Source organism: Streptomyces sp. BRA346, assembly GCF_052851135.1.
Window position 1 is genome coordinate 390,500 of the sequence record NZ_JAIWIH010000006.1, and the last position, 15,605, is coordinate 406,104.

General features: G+C 72.1%; 15 protein-coding genes. 9 read left to right on the forward strand and 6 right to left on the reverse strand.

Annotated features, from left to right (window positions below; all coding sequences use genetic code 11):
• Positions 1-190 precede the first annotated feature (190 nt).
• Positions 191-1,492, forward strand: coding sequence for a cytochrome P450 (locus tag LCH29_RS11580; protein WP_446461600.1), 1,302 nt, complete (start codon positions 191-193; stop codon positions 1,490-1,492).
• Here the strand turns inward: LCH29_RS11580 and LCH29_RS11585 are convergent.
• Positions 1,489-1,959, reverse strand: a complete 471-nt coding sequence (locus LCH29_RS11585; protein WP_446461601.1) for a pyridoxamine 5'-phosphate oxidase family protein — start codon at positions 1,957-1,959, stop codon at positions 1,489-1,491. The two genes, LCH29_RS11580 and LCH29_RS11585, sit on opposite strands and share 4 nt — an antisense overlap.
• Positions 1,960-2,092: 133 nt before the next feature.
• Between LCH29_RS11585 and LCH29_RS11590 the strand changes: the two genes are divergently transcribed.
• Positions 2,093-2,929, forward strand: a complete 837-nt coding sequence (locus LCH29_RS11590) for an EamA family transporter (protein WP_446461602.1) — start codon at positions 2,093-2,095, stop codon at positions 2,927-2,929.
• Positions 2,930-2,938: 9 nt separating this feature from the next.
• Here LCH29_RS11590 and LCH29_RS11595 read toward each other — a convergent pair whose 3' ends face one another.
• The gene (locus tag LCH29_RS11595; protein ID WP_446461603.1) at positions 2,939-3,757 is read right to left on the reverse strand and encodes an NAD-dependent epimerase/dehydratase family protein; all 819 of its coding nucleotides are present in this window, start codon (positions 3,755-3,757) and stop codon (positions 2,939-2,941) included.
• 213 nt (positions 3,758-3,970) lie between these two features.
• Here LCH29_RS11595 and LCH29_RS11600 point away from each other — a divergent pair, with 213 nt between their 5' ends.
• Complete coding sequence (locus LCH29_RS11600) at positions 3,971-4,948, forward strand: 5-dehydro-4-deoxyglucarate dehydratase (protein WP_446461604.1); 978 nt, start codon at positions 3,971-3,973, stop codon at positions 4,946-4,948.
• Positions 4,945-6,105, forward strand: a complete 1,161-nt coding sequence (locus LCH29_RS11605; protein ID WP_446461605.1) for a hypothetical protein — start codon at positions 4,945-4,947, stop codon at positions 6,103-6,105. The genes LCH29_RS11600 and LCH29_RS11605 overlap by 4 nt, the downstream gene beginning before the upstream one ends.
• Positions 6,106-6,257: 152 nt before the next feature.
• Here the strand turns inward: LCH29_RS11605 and LCH29_RS11610 are convergent, their stop codons facing one another.
• Positions 6,258-6,848 (reverse strand): L,D-transpeptidase, encoded by a 591-nt coding sequence (locus LCH29_RS11610; RefSeq protein ID WP_446461606.1) that lies wholly within the window; start codon positions 6,846-6,848, stop codon positions 6,258-6,260.
• A 799-nt stretch (positions 6,849-7,647) separates the two neighbouring features.
• On the opposite strand from LCH29_RS11610, the gene LCH29_RS11615 reads away from it, so the two are divergent.
• On the forward strand, positions 7,648-8,838 hold the full coding sequence (locus tag LCH29_RS11615) for an AAA family ATPase (RefSeq protein ID WP_446461607.1): 1,191 nt from the start codon (positions 7,648-7,650) through the stop codon (positions 8,836-8,838).
• A complete protein-coding gene (locus tag LCH29_RS11620) occupies positions 8,835-10,433 on the forward strand; it encodes a VWA domain-containing protein (protein ID WP_446461608.1) in 1,599 nt (532 codons plus the stop codon). The genes LCH29_RS11615 and LCH29_RS11620 overlap by 4 nt, the downstream gene beginning before the upstream one ends.
• Before the next feature lie 445 nt (positions 10,434-10,878).
• On the opposite strand, the gene LCH29_RS11625 is transcribed toward LCH29_RS11620, so the two are convergent.
• On the reverse strand, positions 10,879-11,781 hold the full coding sequence (locus LCH29_RS11625) for a serine hydrolase (protein WP_446461609.1): 903 nt from the start codon (positions 11,779-11,781) through the stop codon (positions 10,879-10,881).
• Positions 11,778-12,668 carry a LysR family transcriptional regulator gene (locus LCH29_RS11630; protein ID WP_446461610.1) on the reverse strand — a complete coding sequence of 297 codons (891 nt, stop codon included), beginning with the start codon at positions 12,666-12,668 and terminating at the stop codon, positions 11,778-11,780. Before LCH29_RS11630 ends, LCH29_RS11625 begins: the two co-directional genes overlap by 4 nt.
• 138 nt (positions 12,669-12,806) lie before the next feature.
• Between LCH29_RS11630 and bla the strand changes: the two genes are divergently transcribed.
• Both bla and LCH29_RS11640 read left to right on the forward strand, forming a co-directional pair.
• Complete coding sequence (gene bla, locus LCH29_RS11635) at positions 12,807-13,718, forward strand: class A beta-lactamase (RefSeq protein ID WP_446461611.1); 912 nt, start codon at positions 12,807-12,809, stop codon at positions 13,716-13,718.
• A gap of 109 nt (positions 13,719-13,827) precedes the next feature.
• A complete protein-coding gene (locus LCH29_RS11640; protein WP_446461612.1) occupies positions 13,828-14,148 on the forward strand; it encodes a hypothetical protein in 321 nt (106 codons plus the stop codon).
• A 40-nt stretch (positions 14,149-14,188) separates the two neighbouring features.
• On the opposite strand, the gene LCH29_RS11645 is transcribed toward LCH29_RS11640, so the two are convergent.
• Positions 14,189-14,722 (reverse strand): kinase, encoded by a 534-nt coding sequence (locus LCH29_RS11645; protein WP_446461713.1) that lies wholly within the window; start codon positions 14,720-14,722, stop codon positions 14,189-14,191.
• A 142-nt stretch (positions 14,723-14,864) separates the two neighbouring features.
• Between LCH29_RS11645 and LCH29_RS11650 the strand changes: the two genes are divergently transcribed.
• Complete coding sequence (locus tag LCH29_RS11650; RefSeq protein WP_446461613.1) at positions 14,865-15,581, forward strand: GntR family transcriptional regulator; 717 nt, start codon at positions 14,865-14,867, stop codon at positions 15,579-15,581.
• The last annotated feature ends 24 nt before the right edge of the window (positions 15,582-15,605 follow it).

The window sequence follows — 15,605 nt, forward strand, 5'->3', positions numbered from 1 at the left end:
AGGTACGGCTACCCAGGGATGCGGGGGCCGAGACTCCGACCCCAGTGTCCCGGTCGAGGAGCGGTTGGTGGTGGACCTCGCGGCGGCGCGCGGCGCCTGACACGGCGTATCGTACGGGGCGGGTTGTTACGAGCGTTGTTGTCCCGAGCGTCGTTGTTCCGGGCGTCCGACGAGTGAGCAGGAGAGCGCATTGGCCACCGCAGCCCCGCAGGGCGTCCCCGTCCCGCTCCTCGACCCGGCCGCCGTCGAGCGGTGGCGTACCTCCTCCGGTGCGGTGGTCGACCTGCTGACCCAGGCGCGCGAACTCGGCGGGGTCAGCGCCGTACGGCTCGGCCCGCGCCCCACGGTGCTGGTCACCGACCCGGGAGCGGTACGGCACGTCCTCGCCCTCCACCCCGACCGCTACGTCAAGCGCTCCCACCGGGCGCGCGTGCTCGTCGGGGACGGGGTGCTCTCGGCCACCGGGGAGCCGTGGAAGCGGCAACGCCGCCTGCTCCAGGCCCAGTTCACCGGTGGGGGCATCCGCCGCTACGAGCAGCGCATCGCCGCCGCCGCGCGCCGGACCGCCGACCGCTGGGCGGCCGCCGCCCGCACCGGCGCCCCGACCGACGTCCGCGAGGACATGCGCTTCTTCGCCCTCGACACCATCTGGCGCTCCCTCACCGGCCACCCCCTCGACGAGACCACCAACCGCGAACTCGCCGCCGTCGAGGCGGTGGGCGCCGCCCTCCCCACGACGCCCTCCGCGTCGACCGACCTGGACGCGCTGCGCGCCACCGTGGCCGCCGACCTCGCGCGCATCGACGCCGTCGCCGAACACGCGATCGCGGCCGCCCGCCGGGGAGAGGCGGGGCCCGAGGGCCCCGGCCTGCTGCGCGTCCTGGTGGACGCGGGAGAGACCCGTCCCGAATACACCGATCGATTGATCCGCGACGAGCTGGTCACGCTGCTGACCGCCGGACACGAGACCACCGCCACCACCCTGGCCTGGCTGTACCTGCTGCTCGACCGCCACCCCGAAGCCCGTCGCCGGGCCCTCGACGCGGGCCCGGCGGACTCACCCGAGCGCGAAAACGCCCTCCGGGCCCTCGCCTCCGAAACCCTGCGGCTCTACCCGTCGGCGTGGCTGCTGCCGCGCCACGCCGCCGAGGACGATACCCTCGCCGGGTACCGCGTCGAGGCGGGCACCGACATCTTCGTCTGCCCCTACCTCACCCACCGCGACCCGGCCCTGTGGCCCGACCCGGAGCGGTTCGACCCCTCGCGGTTCGCCGTGCCGGACCGCTCCTCCCGGCACGGCGCGTACTTCCCCTTCGGCCTCGGCGCCCGGGCCTGCCTGGGGGCGCAGTTCGCGATGCGCGAGATGGTCGAGCTGCTGAAGCACCTGCTGCCCGCCTTCGTGCCCGCGTTCCGGGCCACCCCGACGTCGACCGTCTTCGGCATCACGGTCCGTCCGGAGGGCCCGATGCCCGCCACGATCACGACGCCCTAGTCGTTTCCGAAGTCCAACGCCGTCCCGTACAACCGATCCACCTTCAGCCGGATGACCACCCGCCGCTCGGCGACCAGCTGCTCCAGGAACGCGTCCTCGGCCTCCGGGTCCTGCGGCTTCGCGGCCTCCGGCAGCATCGCGAGCAGCTCCCGCCCGATCGCGTCCCCCGGCACCGTCGTCACCTCGGAGACCGAGGCGTCCCCCTCGGCCACGGCGAACGACCACGGGTCGCCGCCCTGCACGTGCAGCGCCGTCCGCGGATTGCGCCGCAGGTGCGTGACCTTGACGCGGTCCGCCGTGGTGGAGAACCGCACGATGCGGGCCTCGGGGTCCCAGCCGTACACCATGGTGGTGAGGTGGGGGTGGCCGCTGCGCTTGACGGTGGCGAGCGTGCCGAACTGCTGGGCGGCGAGCAGCGCGGAAGCGGCGGCGTCGGACAGCGGGCGTGGTGCCGGAGTCTGAGTCATGCCGCGATCAACCGGCGGGGTCGGCCCGGCATTCCCTGAGGCCAATGAAATGCACCGCGTGGTTGATTATTTGACACTGGCCGGGTGGTTCGGCTTACGGTCTGGGCGTTCCAATCACCAGGGGGGATGTGCTGTGATCGCTCTGCTGCTGGCTCTGGGCAGCTCACTCGCCTACGGCTGCGCCGACTTCCTCGGCGGCCTCGGCGCCCGTAAGGCCCACGTACTGCGCACCGTGATGATCGCGGCCCCGGCGAGCCTCGCGATCGAGCTGCTGCTGTGGCCGCTGCTCGGTGCCTCGTTCAGTCCCGGCGCCCTCGGCTGGGGCGCCGCGTCGGGCGTCGCCTCGGCCGCCGTGTTCGCCCTGCTCTACCGCACCCTGGCCATCGGGCCCATGAATGTGCTCTCGCCCCTGACCGCCCTCGTCTCCGCCGCGCTGCCCGTCGCCGTCGGCCTGCTCCAGGGCGAACGCCTGGGCGCCGCCGGGCTCGTGGGCCTGCCGCTCGCCCTGCTGGCGGTGGTCCTGGTCAGCGCCGGCCACGGCGCGGGCGCGGCGCGCCCCTCCCGTACGGCCCTGCTGCTGGCCTTCGGCGCGGGCGCCGCCATCGCCCTCCAACTCGTCTTCCTGCACCAGGCGCCGTCCGACAGCGGCGTGGCCCCCCTGCTCGTCGGCCGGGCGGTCTCCTCGGTCATCACCCTGACCGCGGCCGGACTGCTGCGCCGCACACTGGGCCCCGAGCGGCCCGCGTACGCGATGTCGGCCGCCGCGGGCATGCTCGACTCCCTGGCGAACCTCCTCTTCCTGCTCGCCTCCCGCAGCGGCGACCTCGCCGTCGTCGCCGTGATCACCGCCCTCTACCCGGCCGGTACGGTCCTCCTCGCCCGCGGCGTCCTCGCCGAACGCATCCACCGCGGCCAACTCGTCGGCCTGGGTACCGCCGCCGTAGCCGTCAGCCTCCTCGCCCTGACCTGAACCCGTTGGTCAGTGGGGCCAGATCGGGGGGTTGGTGCAGAACGCGCCGCCGAGGTTGGCGTGATCGGGGTTGGCCGGGTCCAGGTCGCCGTGTTCGGCGATGAGCTTCGCGGCGTACGGCTCCGAGTCGTCCTGGGGGTCGTAGCCCAGTGCCCGGGCGGAGGAGAGGTCCCACCACAGGCGGGTGTTGTTCGAGCTGCCGTACACGACGGTGTAGCCGACGTCCTCGGCGGTGAGGGCGGCGTGCAGGAGGCGGGCGCCGTCGGCGGGGCTCATCCAGATCGACAGCATCCGGACGTTCGTCGGCTCGGGGAAGCAGGAGCCGATGCGGATGGCGACGGACTCGATGCCGTACTTGTCCCAGTAGTACGAGCCCAGGTCCTCGCCGAAGGACTTGGAGATGCCGTAGTAGGTGTCCGGGCGACGCGGGGTGTCGATCGGGATCAGCGGGGCGTCGTCGCCGACGGGGCGGGGCGTGAAGCCCACCGCGTGGTTGCTGGACGCGAAGACGATCCGGCGGACGCCCGCCTCGCGGGCCGCCTCGTAGAGGTTGTACGTGCCCTGGATGTTGGCGGCGAGGATCTTGTCGAACGGGGCTTCCAGGGAGATGCCCGCCAGGTGGATGATCGCGTCGACGCCCTCCACGGCCCGCCGCAGCGCGTCCTTGTCGGCGAGGTCGGCGATGATCGCGTCCGGGGCGTCGGGAATGGGGGCGACGTCGAACAGGCGCAGCTCGTAGCCGTACGGCGGCAGCAGCTCGCGCATCAGGGTGCCCATGCCGCCGGCGGCGCCGGTGAGGAGGATGGTGCGGGGAGCGGGCGCGGACATGGGCGGATCTCCTCCGTACGGTACGTACACGGACGCCGGGCGTATATGTGCATGTGGTTCAGATGCATGGACAACGTAGGGATTGCGAGTGGGGGCGTCAAGGGTGATCGATGCGCGCGCCGACCCTTGACCGGTACGCGACGGCTGCCCTACGGTGAGCGCGTTCATAAATATAGATGTCGGTCAGAAACGTGCACGCGACAGGGAGAGCCCGTGACCACAGCCCCCTCAGCCTCGGCATCGCTTGCCGAGCGCCTAGACGGACTGCTGTTCTTCCCCGTGACCGCCTATGGGCCCGATGGCGCCCTGGACCTTGACGTGTATCGCACCCATGTGCGCCGGGGCATCGAGGCGGGCGCGGGGGCCGTTTTCGCGTGCTGTGGGACGGGGGAGTTCCATGCGCTGACCCCCGGGGAATTCCACGACTGCGTCACCGTGGCGGTGGAAGAGGCCGCGGCGGTCGAGGCCGCGGGCGGGGTGCGGGTGCCGGTCGTCGCGGGCGCCGGCTACGGGACGGCGCTCGCCATCCAGTACGCCGAGCTCGCGGAGCGGGCGGGGGCCGACGGGCTGCTCGCCATGCCGCCGTATCTGGTGGTGGCGGACCAGGAGGGACTGGTCCGGCACTACACCGCGCTGGCGGGGGCGACGGGGCTGGACATCATCGTCTATCAGCGCGACAACGCCGTCTTCGTGCCCGAGACCGTGGCGCGGCTCGCGCAGGTGCCCGGGATCATCGGGCTGAAGGACGGGCTCGGCGACCTGGACCTGATGCAGCGCATCGTGAGCGCGGTGCGGGAGGCCGGAGCGGAGGAGGGGTTCCGGTACTTCAACGGGCTGCCGACGGCCGAGCTGACCGGGCTGGCGTACCGGGCGATCGGGGTGACCCTCTACTCGTCCGCCGTCTTCTGCTTCGTACCGGAGGTCGCGCTGGCGTTCCACCGGGCGTTGACGGCCGGTGAGGACGATGTCGTCAACCGGCTGCTGGACGGCTTCTTCCGGCCGCTCGTCGAACTGCGCAACCAGGGGCGGGGATACGCCGTATCCCTGGTGAAGGCCGGGGTTCGGTTGCGCGGGCTGGACGTGGGCGAGGTGCGGGCGCCGCTGAGCGAGCCGAGCGCGGAGCATGTGAAGGCGCTGACCGAGCTGATCGAGTGGGGCCTGGAGCTGGTGGGGGAGGGTGGTGTGAGGTGAAGTCCTCCGCCTTTGTGTACCCGTGGGACGTGGTGGGCGACCCGGACGCGGCGGCGCGCATCGCCGACCTGGGCGTACAGCAGGTCACCCTGGCCTCCGCGTACCACTCGACGCGGGCCCTGACCCCCCGGCATCCGCAGCACCGGATCGTGACGGCGCGGCATTCGGCGGTGCTGTATCCGGTGGATGAGGAGCGGTGGGCCGGGCGTGCGCTCCGGCCCTACGAGCAGGCGTGGGTCGCCGGGGCCGATCCCTTCGGGGAGGCGGCGGAGGCGTTGGCCGGGGCCGGGCTGGAGGTGCACGCGTGGGTCGTGCTCGCCCATAACTCCCGGCTGGGGGACGACCATCCGGGCACGTCCGTGCGGAATGTGTACGGGGATCGGTACCCGTGGGCGCCGTGCATCGGGCGGCCCGAGGTACGGGAGTACCTGGTCGACCTGGCGGTCGAGGCGGCCGTGCGGCCGGGGGTGGCCGGGGTCGAGCTTGAGTCGTGCGGTTGGTACGGGCTCGCCCATCTGCACGCCCACGACAAGATCGGTGGGGTGGGGCTGGGGGAGGAGGCGCAGTATCTGATGTCGCTGTGCTTCTGCGAGTGCTGTTGCGCGGGGTACGAGGGGCTGGGCGCGTCCCCGGAGGAGCTGCGGGCTGCCGTGCGGGGCGCCTTGGAGCCGGTGTGGGCGGGGGGTGCGCCTGGCGCGTTGGGTGCGGATGTGGCGGGCGTCTTCGCGGCGTGGCGGGACGGCATGGCGAGTGGCTTGCAGCGGGACGCGGTGGCGGCGGTGCGGGCTGCGGCGCCCGGTTCCGGTTTTCAGGTGCTGCTGCACGCGGTGCCCTCGCGGCGGGCGGTGGGCGCCAACGTGGGCGTCGACCCGGCGGATGTGCTGGCGCACGCGGACGGGGTGGTGTTGCCGTGTACGGGCGACGCGGCGGTCCGTACCGCGGTGCTCCCGCCGTTCGTTCCGCACCGGCGGGAGGGGACGGTGCTCGCCGCGAACTTCACGGTGGTCGCGGGGATGGGGGGTCGGCCGTCCTCGCTGGTGGATGACGCGGCGCATGCGGTGGAGTTGGGCGCGGATGAGATTCGGCTGTACCACGCGGGGTTGGCGTCGGAGGGGGATGTGGGGGAGGTGCGGAAGGCGCTGGGGCGCCTGGGGTGACCTTTCCCCGGTTGGGGGCTCCGCCCCTGGGCCCCGCGGGGCTCCGCCCCGGACCCCGCTCCGCGCCTCGGGGCGGGGCGCGGGTGACGCGAGTGAAACGCCGGAGCGGTCCGCCGGCCGGAGCCGGCGGACCGCTGTCGGGAGCAACGCGGTCAGCTGACCACCTTCAGCTTGGCCAGCTTCGACCAGCCGAGGCTGTCCACCTTGGCGAACAGGTTCTTGATGTTGGCTGGGTTCAGCTTGATGCAGCCGTTGGAGTAGTAGTCGTTCGGGTTGCTGTTGGTCCACCTCTCGGACTCGGCCCTGCCCTGTCCGCCGTTCCGCGTCATCTCGCTGTGGATGAACAGGTCGTCACGCTTGGTGCCGTTGTGGCACTTCTTGTCGGAGATCTTGATGACGTAGCCGTGGATCTTGCTGCCGGGGTAGTTCTTCTGGTGGAACTGGATCTTGTAGTCGCCGTTGGGCAGCCAGCCCTTGTTGCGGGCGCAGCTGTTGGTGTTGACACCCGAACCGGCCTTGTACTTCTTGATGACCTTGTCGGGGCCGGAGACGCTCTTCATCAGAGAGAGCCGGGAATTGGTGACCGTGCTCTTGTCGAACTTCAGGTAGTACTTCGCGGCCGCCGCGGTGGTCGCGGTGGAGTCCGTCGGACGGGCCTGGGCCGTGGTCGTCGCCGCGGCCGTCAGGCCGCCGACGAGGGCCATGGAGAGCGCGGCGGTGGCGAATTGTGCGCGAAACCTCATGAGTTTTCCCCGTTGTGGTGTCGAAGGGCCCGGCGGTCTTGCTCGGGCTGCGACAGAGCATTGCGGGGCGTGGGCGGGCCGGGCAACGGCGTCCGGTGTCCCGGACAGAAGCCACCCTGTCCGGCCCGTTCAGAGCCTGTCCGGATTCCTGTCCGGCCTTTGTCCGGGAGGCCGAGGGCCTCCGGCGTGCGGACGGTCGCCGACGACTCCGCCGCGCTCCAGGCATTCGCGCGCACCATTTCTCCGGGTCCTGTGCAGCTGCTCGTCGGAATGCGCCTCCAGCCAATGTGGAGGCGATCGGTGAAGCGGTGGAGGTGTATCGCGAGCTGGCGCAGGTGCGGCCCGACGCTTTCCGGCCCAACCTCGCTGGCAGCCTGAACAACCTCGCCATCACTCTGGCTGGTCTGGGGCCGGGGGGAGGAGGCGTTGGAGGTTATCCGGGAGGCGGTGGAGATCCGGCGTGAGCTGGCTCAGGCCCGGCCCGAGGTCCATCAACCTGAACTTGAGGAGCCGCTAGGATTATTGGAGGCGTTGGAGGGACCTACCGGTTGAGCCGGTGTGGTCAGGGCCGACGGTAGAGAGCAAGGTAACGCCGGGGGCGGCTGTCTGGTGCACTGCTGCCCGGGCAGGCCCGTGGGCGTGAGCGGCATCTGCACTTGCTCAGCGTGGCGGAACCGGGGGGGCACAACCCTACCCACCTCACGCGGCCGCGCCCGCGTGCGAAAGGCGCCACCACCCCCCACCTCGTCGTAGCGTCGTCCCCGTCAGCCCAACCGGGCGTCGCGGCGAGGAGTTGGATATGGACGGACACGACACGGCCAAGCGGCTGCGGGCTATCGGCGATGAGCTGTCGGACCGCTTCTACGAGCGGGCCGACGTCGTGCGGACGCTGATCGTGACGCTTCTGGCCGGGCAGCACTCGCTGGTGCTCGGGCCGCCCGGGACGGCGAAGTCCGAGATGGCGCGGGAGCTGACGGGGCGGGTCGAGGGGGCGGCGTACTGGGAGATCCTGCTGTCGAAGTTCACCGCGCCGACGCGGATGTTCGGCCCCATCGATGTGGCCGCGCTCGCCCGGGGCGAGTACCGCCAGGTGTACGACGGGCGCGCCACGACCGCGCACATCGCGTTCATCGACGAGATCTTCAAGTGCTCCACGGCCGCGCTCAACGAGACACTGGGCTATCTCAACGAGCGGATCTACCACCCCGAGAGCGGCGGCGAGCCGATCCGTTGTCCGCTGATCGGGGCCATCACGGCGAGCAACGAGCTGCCCGGTGGGGAGGATTCGGCCGCGATCTACGACCGGCTGCTGGTGCGGATCGAGGTCGGGTATCTGGCGGATCCGTCCAACTTCGCCGCGCTCGTGCGGTCCGCCGTCGGCCGTCCGGTGGCGCCGCCGCGGACCACGGTCGAGCTGGCGGCGTTGCAGCACGCCGTGGCCGAGGACGTCCCGGCCGTGGACGTACCCGACGCGATCGTGGACGCGGTATGTACGCTGCGGGCCGCCCTGCGGCGTAAGGAGCTCGTCACCTCCGACCGCCGTTGGCGGCAGGCGGTGGGGCTGCTCCAGGCGTCCGCGTACCTCGACGGCCGTCCGGAGGTCGGCGAGGCCGATCTGTCGGTGCTGACGCATGTGCTGTGGGATTCGCCCGCGCAGCGCCCGACCGTCGAGCGCGAGGTACTGCACCTGGTCAACCCCGACGCCAAGGAGGCGCTCGACTTGGCCGACACCATCGAGGAGCTGGAGGCCCAGCTCGACGCCATGGCGGGGCAGTCCCGCGAGGCGCTGAGCGAATGGGTCATCAAGAAGGCCCACAACCAGCTCGCCATGGCGGGGAAGCGGCTGGAGAAGCTGCGCGAGGACGCGGCGCGAGCCGGGCGTTCCACTGCCGCCATCGATCGGGTCACCGGCCGCCAGCGCGCCGTCCGCGCCCGCGTCCTCACCGAGGCGCTCGGCGTGGACGCGAACATGGTGCAGGCCCAGCCGTGAGCAGCCTCGACGAGCTGGCGCACCTCGGCGGGACATGGCTGGCCCGGTCCGCCGCCGCGCCACGGCGGCACACCGGGGCCGTGGTCGCGGACCGGTTCGACCGTGTCACGTGGCGCGATACGTATGAGCAGTCGGCCGGGCTGCGGGAGGTGGCGGAGGAGCTGAGGGCGCGCTACGAGTACGCCAACGACCTGTTGGCCGATGTGTTCCTCGCCGCGTACAAGGTCGGCCCGCGGGTGCGGGAGCCGGCGGAGATGGATACCTCCCGGCTGGTCAACCGCCAGGTCATCACCGCGCTGGTGGAGTCACGGCAGTTCGCCGAGCTGCACCGGGAGACGGCCGGTGATCCGTACGCCGCCGCCATGGCCGTACTCGCCCAGGCCGCCGCGCTGCGCGGGATGCTGGAGCGTTTGCGGGAGGTCCAGGAGCGGGGTGAGCGGGCGGGGAAGGCGCGGAGGGACGCCGAGGGTGCGGCCACGGCCGTGGGCGAGGCGCTTCAGGGGGCCGCCGACGAGGGCGGCGACGTGCCCGACGCGGCCGCCGACGCCGTACGACGGGCCATCGACGCCGCCGAAGCCGCCGAGGCCGCGGCGCGGCAGGCCGCCGACGGTGCCGCGCAGGCGCTCGCCGCAGCCGCCCCCGGCATCCGCGCTGCCGCGCGGAACGCGGCCGCGAAGGCGGCCGAGGCCGTACGGGAGGAGGGCGCGCTGATGCGGGCGTGGGGCGTCGGCCCCGGCGAGCTGGAACGAATGCCGTTCGACCAGCGTGCCCGGCTCGCCGAACGGCTCCGCACCGGCCGTCTCGCCCGGTGGGCCGAACTGATCGGCCGCTTCCGGCAGATGGCCGGGGGCGAGCGCGCCCGCAAGGTGGAGAACGCCACCGGGGAACTGGTCGGCGTCACGCTCGGCGACGACCTCTCCCGGGTCATCCCCTCCGAGCTGGCCAACCTCGGACTGCCCGAGCTGCGCGCGGTGTTCGCCGCGCGCTACGCCGCCGGGGAGCTGATGCTGTACGACAGCGAGGGGGAGCAGGCCACCGGGCAGGGCGCCATCATCGCGTGCGTGGACACCTCGCACTCCATGTACGAGGCCGGGCCCGGTGGGGTTACGCGGGAGGCGTGGGCCAAGGGGTGCGCCTTGGCGTTGCTGGATCAGGCCCGTGCGGCGGGGCGCGATTTCGTGGGGATCTTGTTTTCCGCGGCGGATAAGGTGCGGGTCTTTCGCTTTCCGGCCGGGCAGCCTGCCGGTGTCGATGGGGTGCTCGATTTCGCGGAGACGTTTCTTGGCGGCGGGACCAGCTATGAGGCGCCGTTGTCGGTGGCGCGTGAGGTGCTGGAGGAGGAGTTCAACGATGCCGCGCGCAGGCGGGGGGACATCGTGATGATCACCGATGACGAGTGCGGGGTCACGGAGGAGTGGATGCGGGGGTGGAACGATGCCAAGCGGGTGCTGGGGTTCCGGGTTTTTGGTGTGGCGGTGGGTACGGCGCGGGCTGCGGAGGCGGGGTCGGTGCTGGAGGCGTTGTGCGACAACCTTCGCTCTGTCGACGACCTTGGGGATGTGCATGCGGCGGCGGATCTGTTTCGCGTGATCTAGGGCGGGGGCCTTTCCCCACCCCGCCCCTTCCCGAACCGGGGCTCTGCCCCGGCCCCCGCTCCTCAATCGCCGGAGGGGCTGGGTGGTGGGGCATCTCCGCCCCGGAGACCGGTTGGGGGCTCTGCCCCGGCCCCCGCTCCTCAAACGCCGGAGGGGCTGGTTGTGCCCGGAGGGGCCGAGACGCGCCCGGAGGGGCTGGGGCTCCGCCCGGAGGGGTTGGGGTGCGCCCGGAGGGGCCTCAAACGGCGGAGGAGCTGGGGCGCGTCCGGAAGGGCTGGGTGGGCACCCGCCCTTGGGCGTCGGAGAGGCCAGGTTGTGGGCAATCGTTCCGCGGAGGGGGGCACCTCCCAGCGGTAGCTGGGGGAGGGACGGGTGGGCACAACCCGGCCACGCTGCCGCACCCGCCCGTGAAACCGTTAGTGGCACCCCCATGAAGCGCACCCCGTCAGAGCTGACGCACATGGTCCCGTAGCGTCCGGGCCACCTGGGACATCAACGCCTCCGCGCCCGGCTGGACCGCGGCCGGGACCTCGGATTCCGTCAGGGCCGCCACGGCGAAGGTCTGGCCGTCGGCGTGCTCGACCACGCCCACCTCGTGGCGGAGGTTCAGCAGGGTGCCGGTCTTGGACGACCATTTCGTGGCGTCCGAGCTGAAGTCCGGCGTGAGGCGGTGACGGAGGACGTTGTGGGCCATGAGCGTCCGTACCCGCTCCGCCACCTCGGGGTGGATCTTCGACGGGGTCCACAGCGCCTGGAGCAGGTCGACGTACGACCGCGCGCTGCCCGTGTTGGCGCGGGTGGTGTCGAGTTGCGGGACCCGGTGGCCGCGGCCGCCCGTTCCGGCGCCGATGGCGAGGGCGTGGGCCAGATCGACCTGGGCGGCGTCGAAGCGTTCCACGGGGGTGTCGGACAGCTCGTCCATGGTGTGGCGGACGGTGATGTCCCGCAGACCGAACTCGTTGAGCAGGTCGGCGACCAGAGCGGGCGGGGTGAGGGCGAACAGCGCGTCGGCGGCCGTTCCGTCGCTCAGGCAGGTGCTCAGGTACAGCAGGTCGTCGACCGCGACCCGCGCCGGGTGGCGGAAGCGGCTCAGCCCGGTGGGGCCGGGTGTGGTGATCCGGCCGGGGTGTACGTCGAGCATCGTCGCGCCGTCCAGCTCGCCCCGCCGGATGCGTTCCACCGTCGCCAGTGCCAGCGGGACCTTGACCAGGGAGGCCGACGGGAGCTGGGTGTCGGGGTCGATGCCCAGTTCGTCTCCCGTGTGCAGGTCCCGTACGAGGAAGCAGCCGCGCAGGCCGCCGTCGTGCAGCTGCCGCCGCAGGTCGTGGAGCAGGGCTTCGGTGTTCACCAACCAGATTCCGTTCCGGAGCTTCCGGCACCCAGGCAACGGGCCATGGCCCCGCCCAGGCGCGCTTCGATGTGCTGGGGGCTGCCTTCCGCGGTGGCGAGGGCGTACCCCCGGCCGAGGGGCAGTTCGCCGACGGGCCGCCAGTTCAGGCCGAGTTCGGCGGCCTGCGCGGGGGAGCACAGCAGGACGTCGTGCGTACCGAAGACCTCCGCCACGGCCGTGGTCAGGTCGAGCGCGGCGACGAGCTGGGCGGGCCGCAGGCCGACCGCGTCGCGCAGCCGGGTCAGCGGGTCGCGAATGTGCGGTACGTCGTCCTCCGGCTGGATCCAGACGCGCCGGGCCGGGCCGGAGGAGGCGCGTCCGACGCGCAGCGTCTCCAGGTAGACGCGCTTCACGCCGGGATCCACGGCCCCGGCGAGCCCGAGCGGTACGCGCCACGCCGCATCGTCCGGCGGCACGGCGAGCAGGGCCGCCCGTACCTGCTCGGCGTGGAGGAGCTCCCGCCGCCGTGCCGGTGCCGCGACGCGGAGGTCCAGGGTGACGCCGAGCCCCCGCGCCTCGGCGACGAGCCGCGCGAGACCGGCCGTGGTGCAGATGCCGGGCACGGCGAGCCGCCACGGCTTGCGCTTGACGGCTTCGGCCTCGTGCAGCAGCACATCAGCCGCCTGGACGAGCTGCCGGGCCGTCGGCAGCATGTCGCGGCCGAACGGAGTGAGCACGGCCCGCCGCGACGTCCGCTCGAACAGCGGCTCACCGAAGCGTTCCTCCAGGGCGGCGACGCGACGGCTGGCCACCGACTGGGACATCCGGGCAGCGGACGCGCCGACGGTGAAACTGCCGTGCTCGCTCACGCTGACGAACGCACGGCATGCCCCCACGAGATCCACAGCTCGCAACCCTATGCCAGGTCTGCGTCATGCCGAATCCGCATGAAGTGGCGCGTGAGCGTATTGGACCGCATGAGTGGCCGATGGCGAAGGTGTTCCCAACTCACCGGCCAGCGATGATTCTTGGAGATCGAACCCATGCGCTACACCCGTGCCCGCCGCACCGCCCTCGGTGCGCTCGCCGCGCTGCTTCTCGTTCCGGTCGTGGCCTGCGGCCAGGACAACTCCGCGCCCGCCGCCACGGCGACGTCGATCGCGGACGCCAAGCCGTACACCGGCGAACTCAAGGCCCTGGAGCGCGAGTACGACGCACGGCTCGGCCTCTACGCCGTCGACACCGGCACCGGACGCCAGGTGGCCTACCGGGACGGTGAGCGCTTCGGCTTCCACTCCACGTTCAAGGCGCTCGCCGCCGGAGCCGTGCTGCGCAAGTACTCCCTGAGCGGAATGAGCAAGCGGATCACGTACTCCCGTGACGACCTGGTCGACAACTCGCCCATCACCGAGAAGCACGTCGACACCGGAATGACCCTGCGCGAGCTGTGCGACGCCGCCGTCCGCTACAGCGACAACACCGCCGCCAACCTGCTGTTCGACGCGATCGGCGGGCCCAAGGCGCTCGAACGCGAGGTCAGGAGGGTCGGGGACGACGTCACCCGGATGGAGCGCATCGAGCCCGAGCTGAGCAAGTGGGTTCCGGGTGACACGCGGGACACCACCACGCCGCGCGCGCTCGCCAAGGACCTGCGCGCCTTCGCCCTCGGCGACGTCCTGCGCAAGCCCGAACGCGCCCAGCTCACGACGTGGCTGAAGACCAACACCACGGGGGACGCCCTCATCAGGGCCGGGGTGCCGGGGGGCTGGGTGGTCGGCGACAAGACCGGAAGCGGCTTCTTCTACGGCGCCCGCAACGACATCGCCGTGGTGTGGCGCCCGGACGCCGCGCCCATCGTCATGGCGGTCCTGACCAACCGCGGCGAGAAGGACGACGTGCACGACGACAAGCTGATCGCGGAGGCGGCCTCCGTGGTCGCGGACACGCTGTCGTAGCCCGGCGCGGGTGCCACGCGCGTACCACGCGGCTACCACGCCCGCCCGGTGCCATGGGCGGTGCGGACGGACGGAAGTTCGTCCGACGCACAGAAGCGAGGGAGCACGCATGCGCATCCAACGTCTCGTCGCCACCGCCGCGGTGCTCGCGGCCGGGCTGGGCGGAGCGATCATCTCGGCCCCGACCGCCACGGCGGCGTCGGGCCCGGCCCAGGCGGCGGTGTCCCAGACCGGCGTCACGCCGAAGTCCTGCCCGCCCCAAGCGCCGCCGCCGCACGCCGGGCCTCAGTTCCGGTGCCTGTCGTGGTACCCGACGGAGGCGGAGTGCAACGCGGGCGTCATCGAGTACATCACGCACGCCCCGTCGAACGGCGGGTACTGCCAGCCCGCCCCCGACGGCTGGTGGGGCTTCATCCACCCGGGTCCCTGACACCGGGTCCCGAATGCTCAGGTCCCCGCGAGCGCGCGTCTCAGCCGCGCTCGCGGGGACCTCGTCGTATCAGCCCGGATTCGCGCAGCACCCGCTCCACCGTCTCATCGAGCCCGCTCGTCGCAGGGATCACGGTTTCGGCGCCGCCCGGCAGCAGGTCCAGCGGGCGGTACCAGGCGCGCAGCTCCGCCTCGCCGTACTCGGCCGCCTGCGGCTTCGTGGCGTGGCGGCGCACCGTCTCGGCGAACGGCACGTCGAGGTAGTACGCATGGGTGCGGCCCCGGTGGTCCTCGCGCAGGGCGTCGAGCATCGCGCCGTAGTGGGCCGCGTACAGGATGCCCTCGACCACCACGTGGTAGCCGTGGTCGAGGGCGTAACGCGCGACCGTGTCGATGAGGCCGATGTTCGCGCCGTCCGGGACGTCCCGCTCCCGCAGCACCTCCCGCCGCAGCGTGTCCTGGCCGACCAGCGCGAGCCCCCGCCCGTAGCGGGCGCGCAGCTCGCGCGCGACGGAGGACTTGCCGGAGGCGGAGTTGCCGCGGAGGAGGATCAGCCGCGTCGTCGGGGAGCCCATTAGCACCCCGACGACGTTACCGGCATCGAAAGTTGAAGTTTCGTCAGGACCGTTGACGAATCCGTGGGGCCGCCCTAACTTCATCGCGTCGTACTTCGTACGTCATATATGAGACGCGATACGTGAGATCTGAGAGCCCCCCATGGACATCGCCCCCAGCCCGATTCCCTCCCGTACCCAGTACGTGCTGGAAGCGGTCAAGCACGCCATCCTCACGGGACGGCTGCGGCCGGGGCAGCCGCTGGTCGAGACCGAGCTGGCCGCGCAGTTCGGGGTGTCGAAGACGCCGGTGCGGGAGGCGCTGAAGACCCTGGCGGGCCGGGGCCTCGTGGTGATGAGCGAGTACAAGGGCGCGACCGTCCGGACCGTCGACACCGCGATGGCGCGGGCCGTATACGACGTACGGCTGCTGCTGGAGCCCGAGGCGCTGCGGCGGACCGTCACCGCGCGGGCGAGCCTGGCGGCGGCGGGGGCCGCGCTGGAGCGGTCGGACGCGGCGGCCGACCCCGCCGACCGGTCGCTGGCCAACCGGGACTTCCACCGCTCGCTCTACCTCCCCTGCGGCAACCCGCTGCTGACCCGGATGCTCGACGAGCTGCGCGACCAGGCGGCGCTGGTGTCCGCCGTCGCCTGGCAGGCGGTGCCGTCGTGGGAGCGGGAGGCGCGGGAGCACCGCGAGATCCTGGCCCGCGCGCACGACGGGGACGCCGACGGGGCCGCCCGCGCGCTGCACCACCACATCTCCTCCTTCGTCCAGCGGGCCTTTCCCGACCCGGACACCGACCCGGACACCGATCCGGACACCGACCCGGACACCACCGCGGACAGCACCGCGCAGACCAACGCGAACACGAACTAGCCCGAACACGAACCAGAGAGGCCC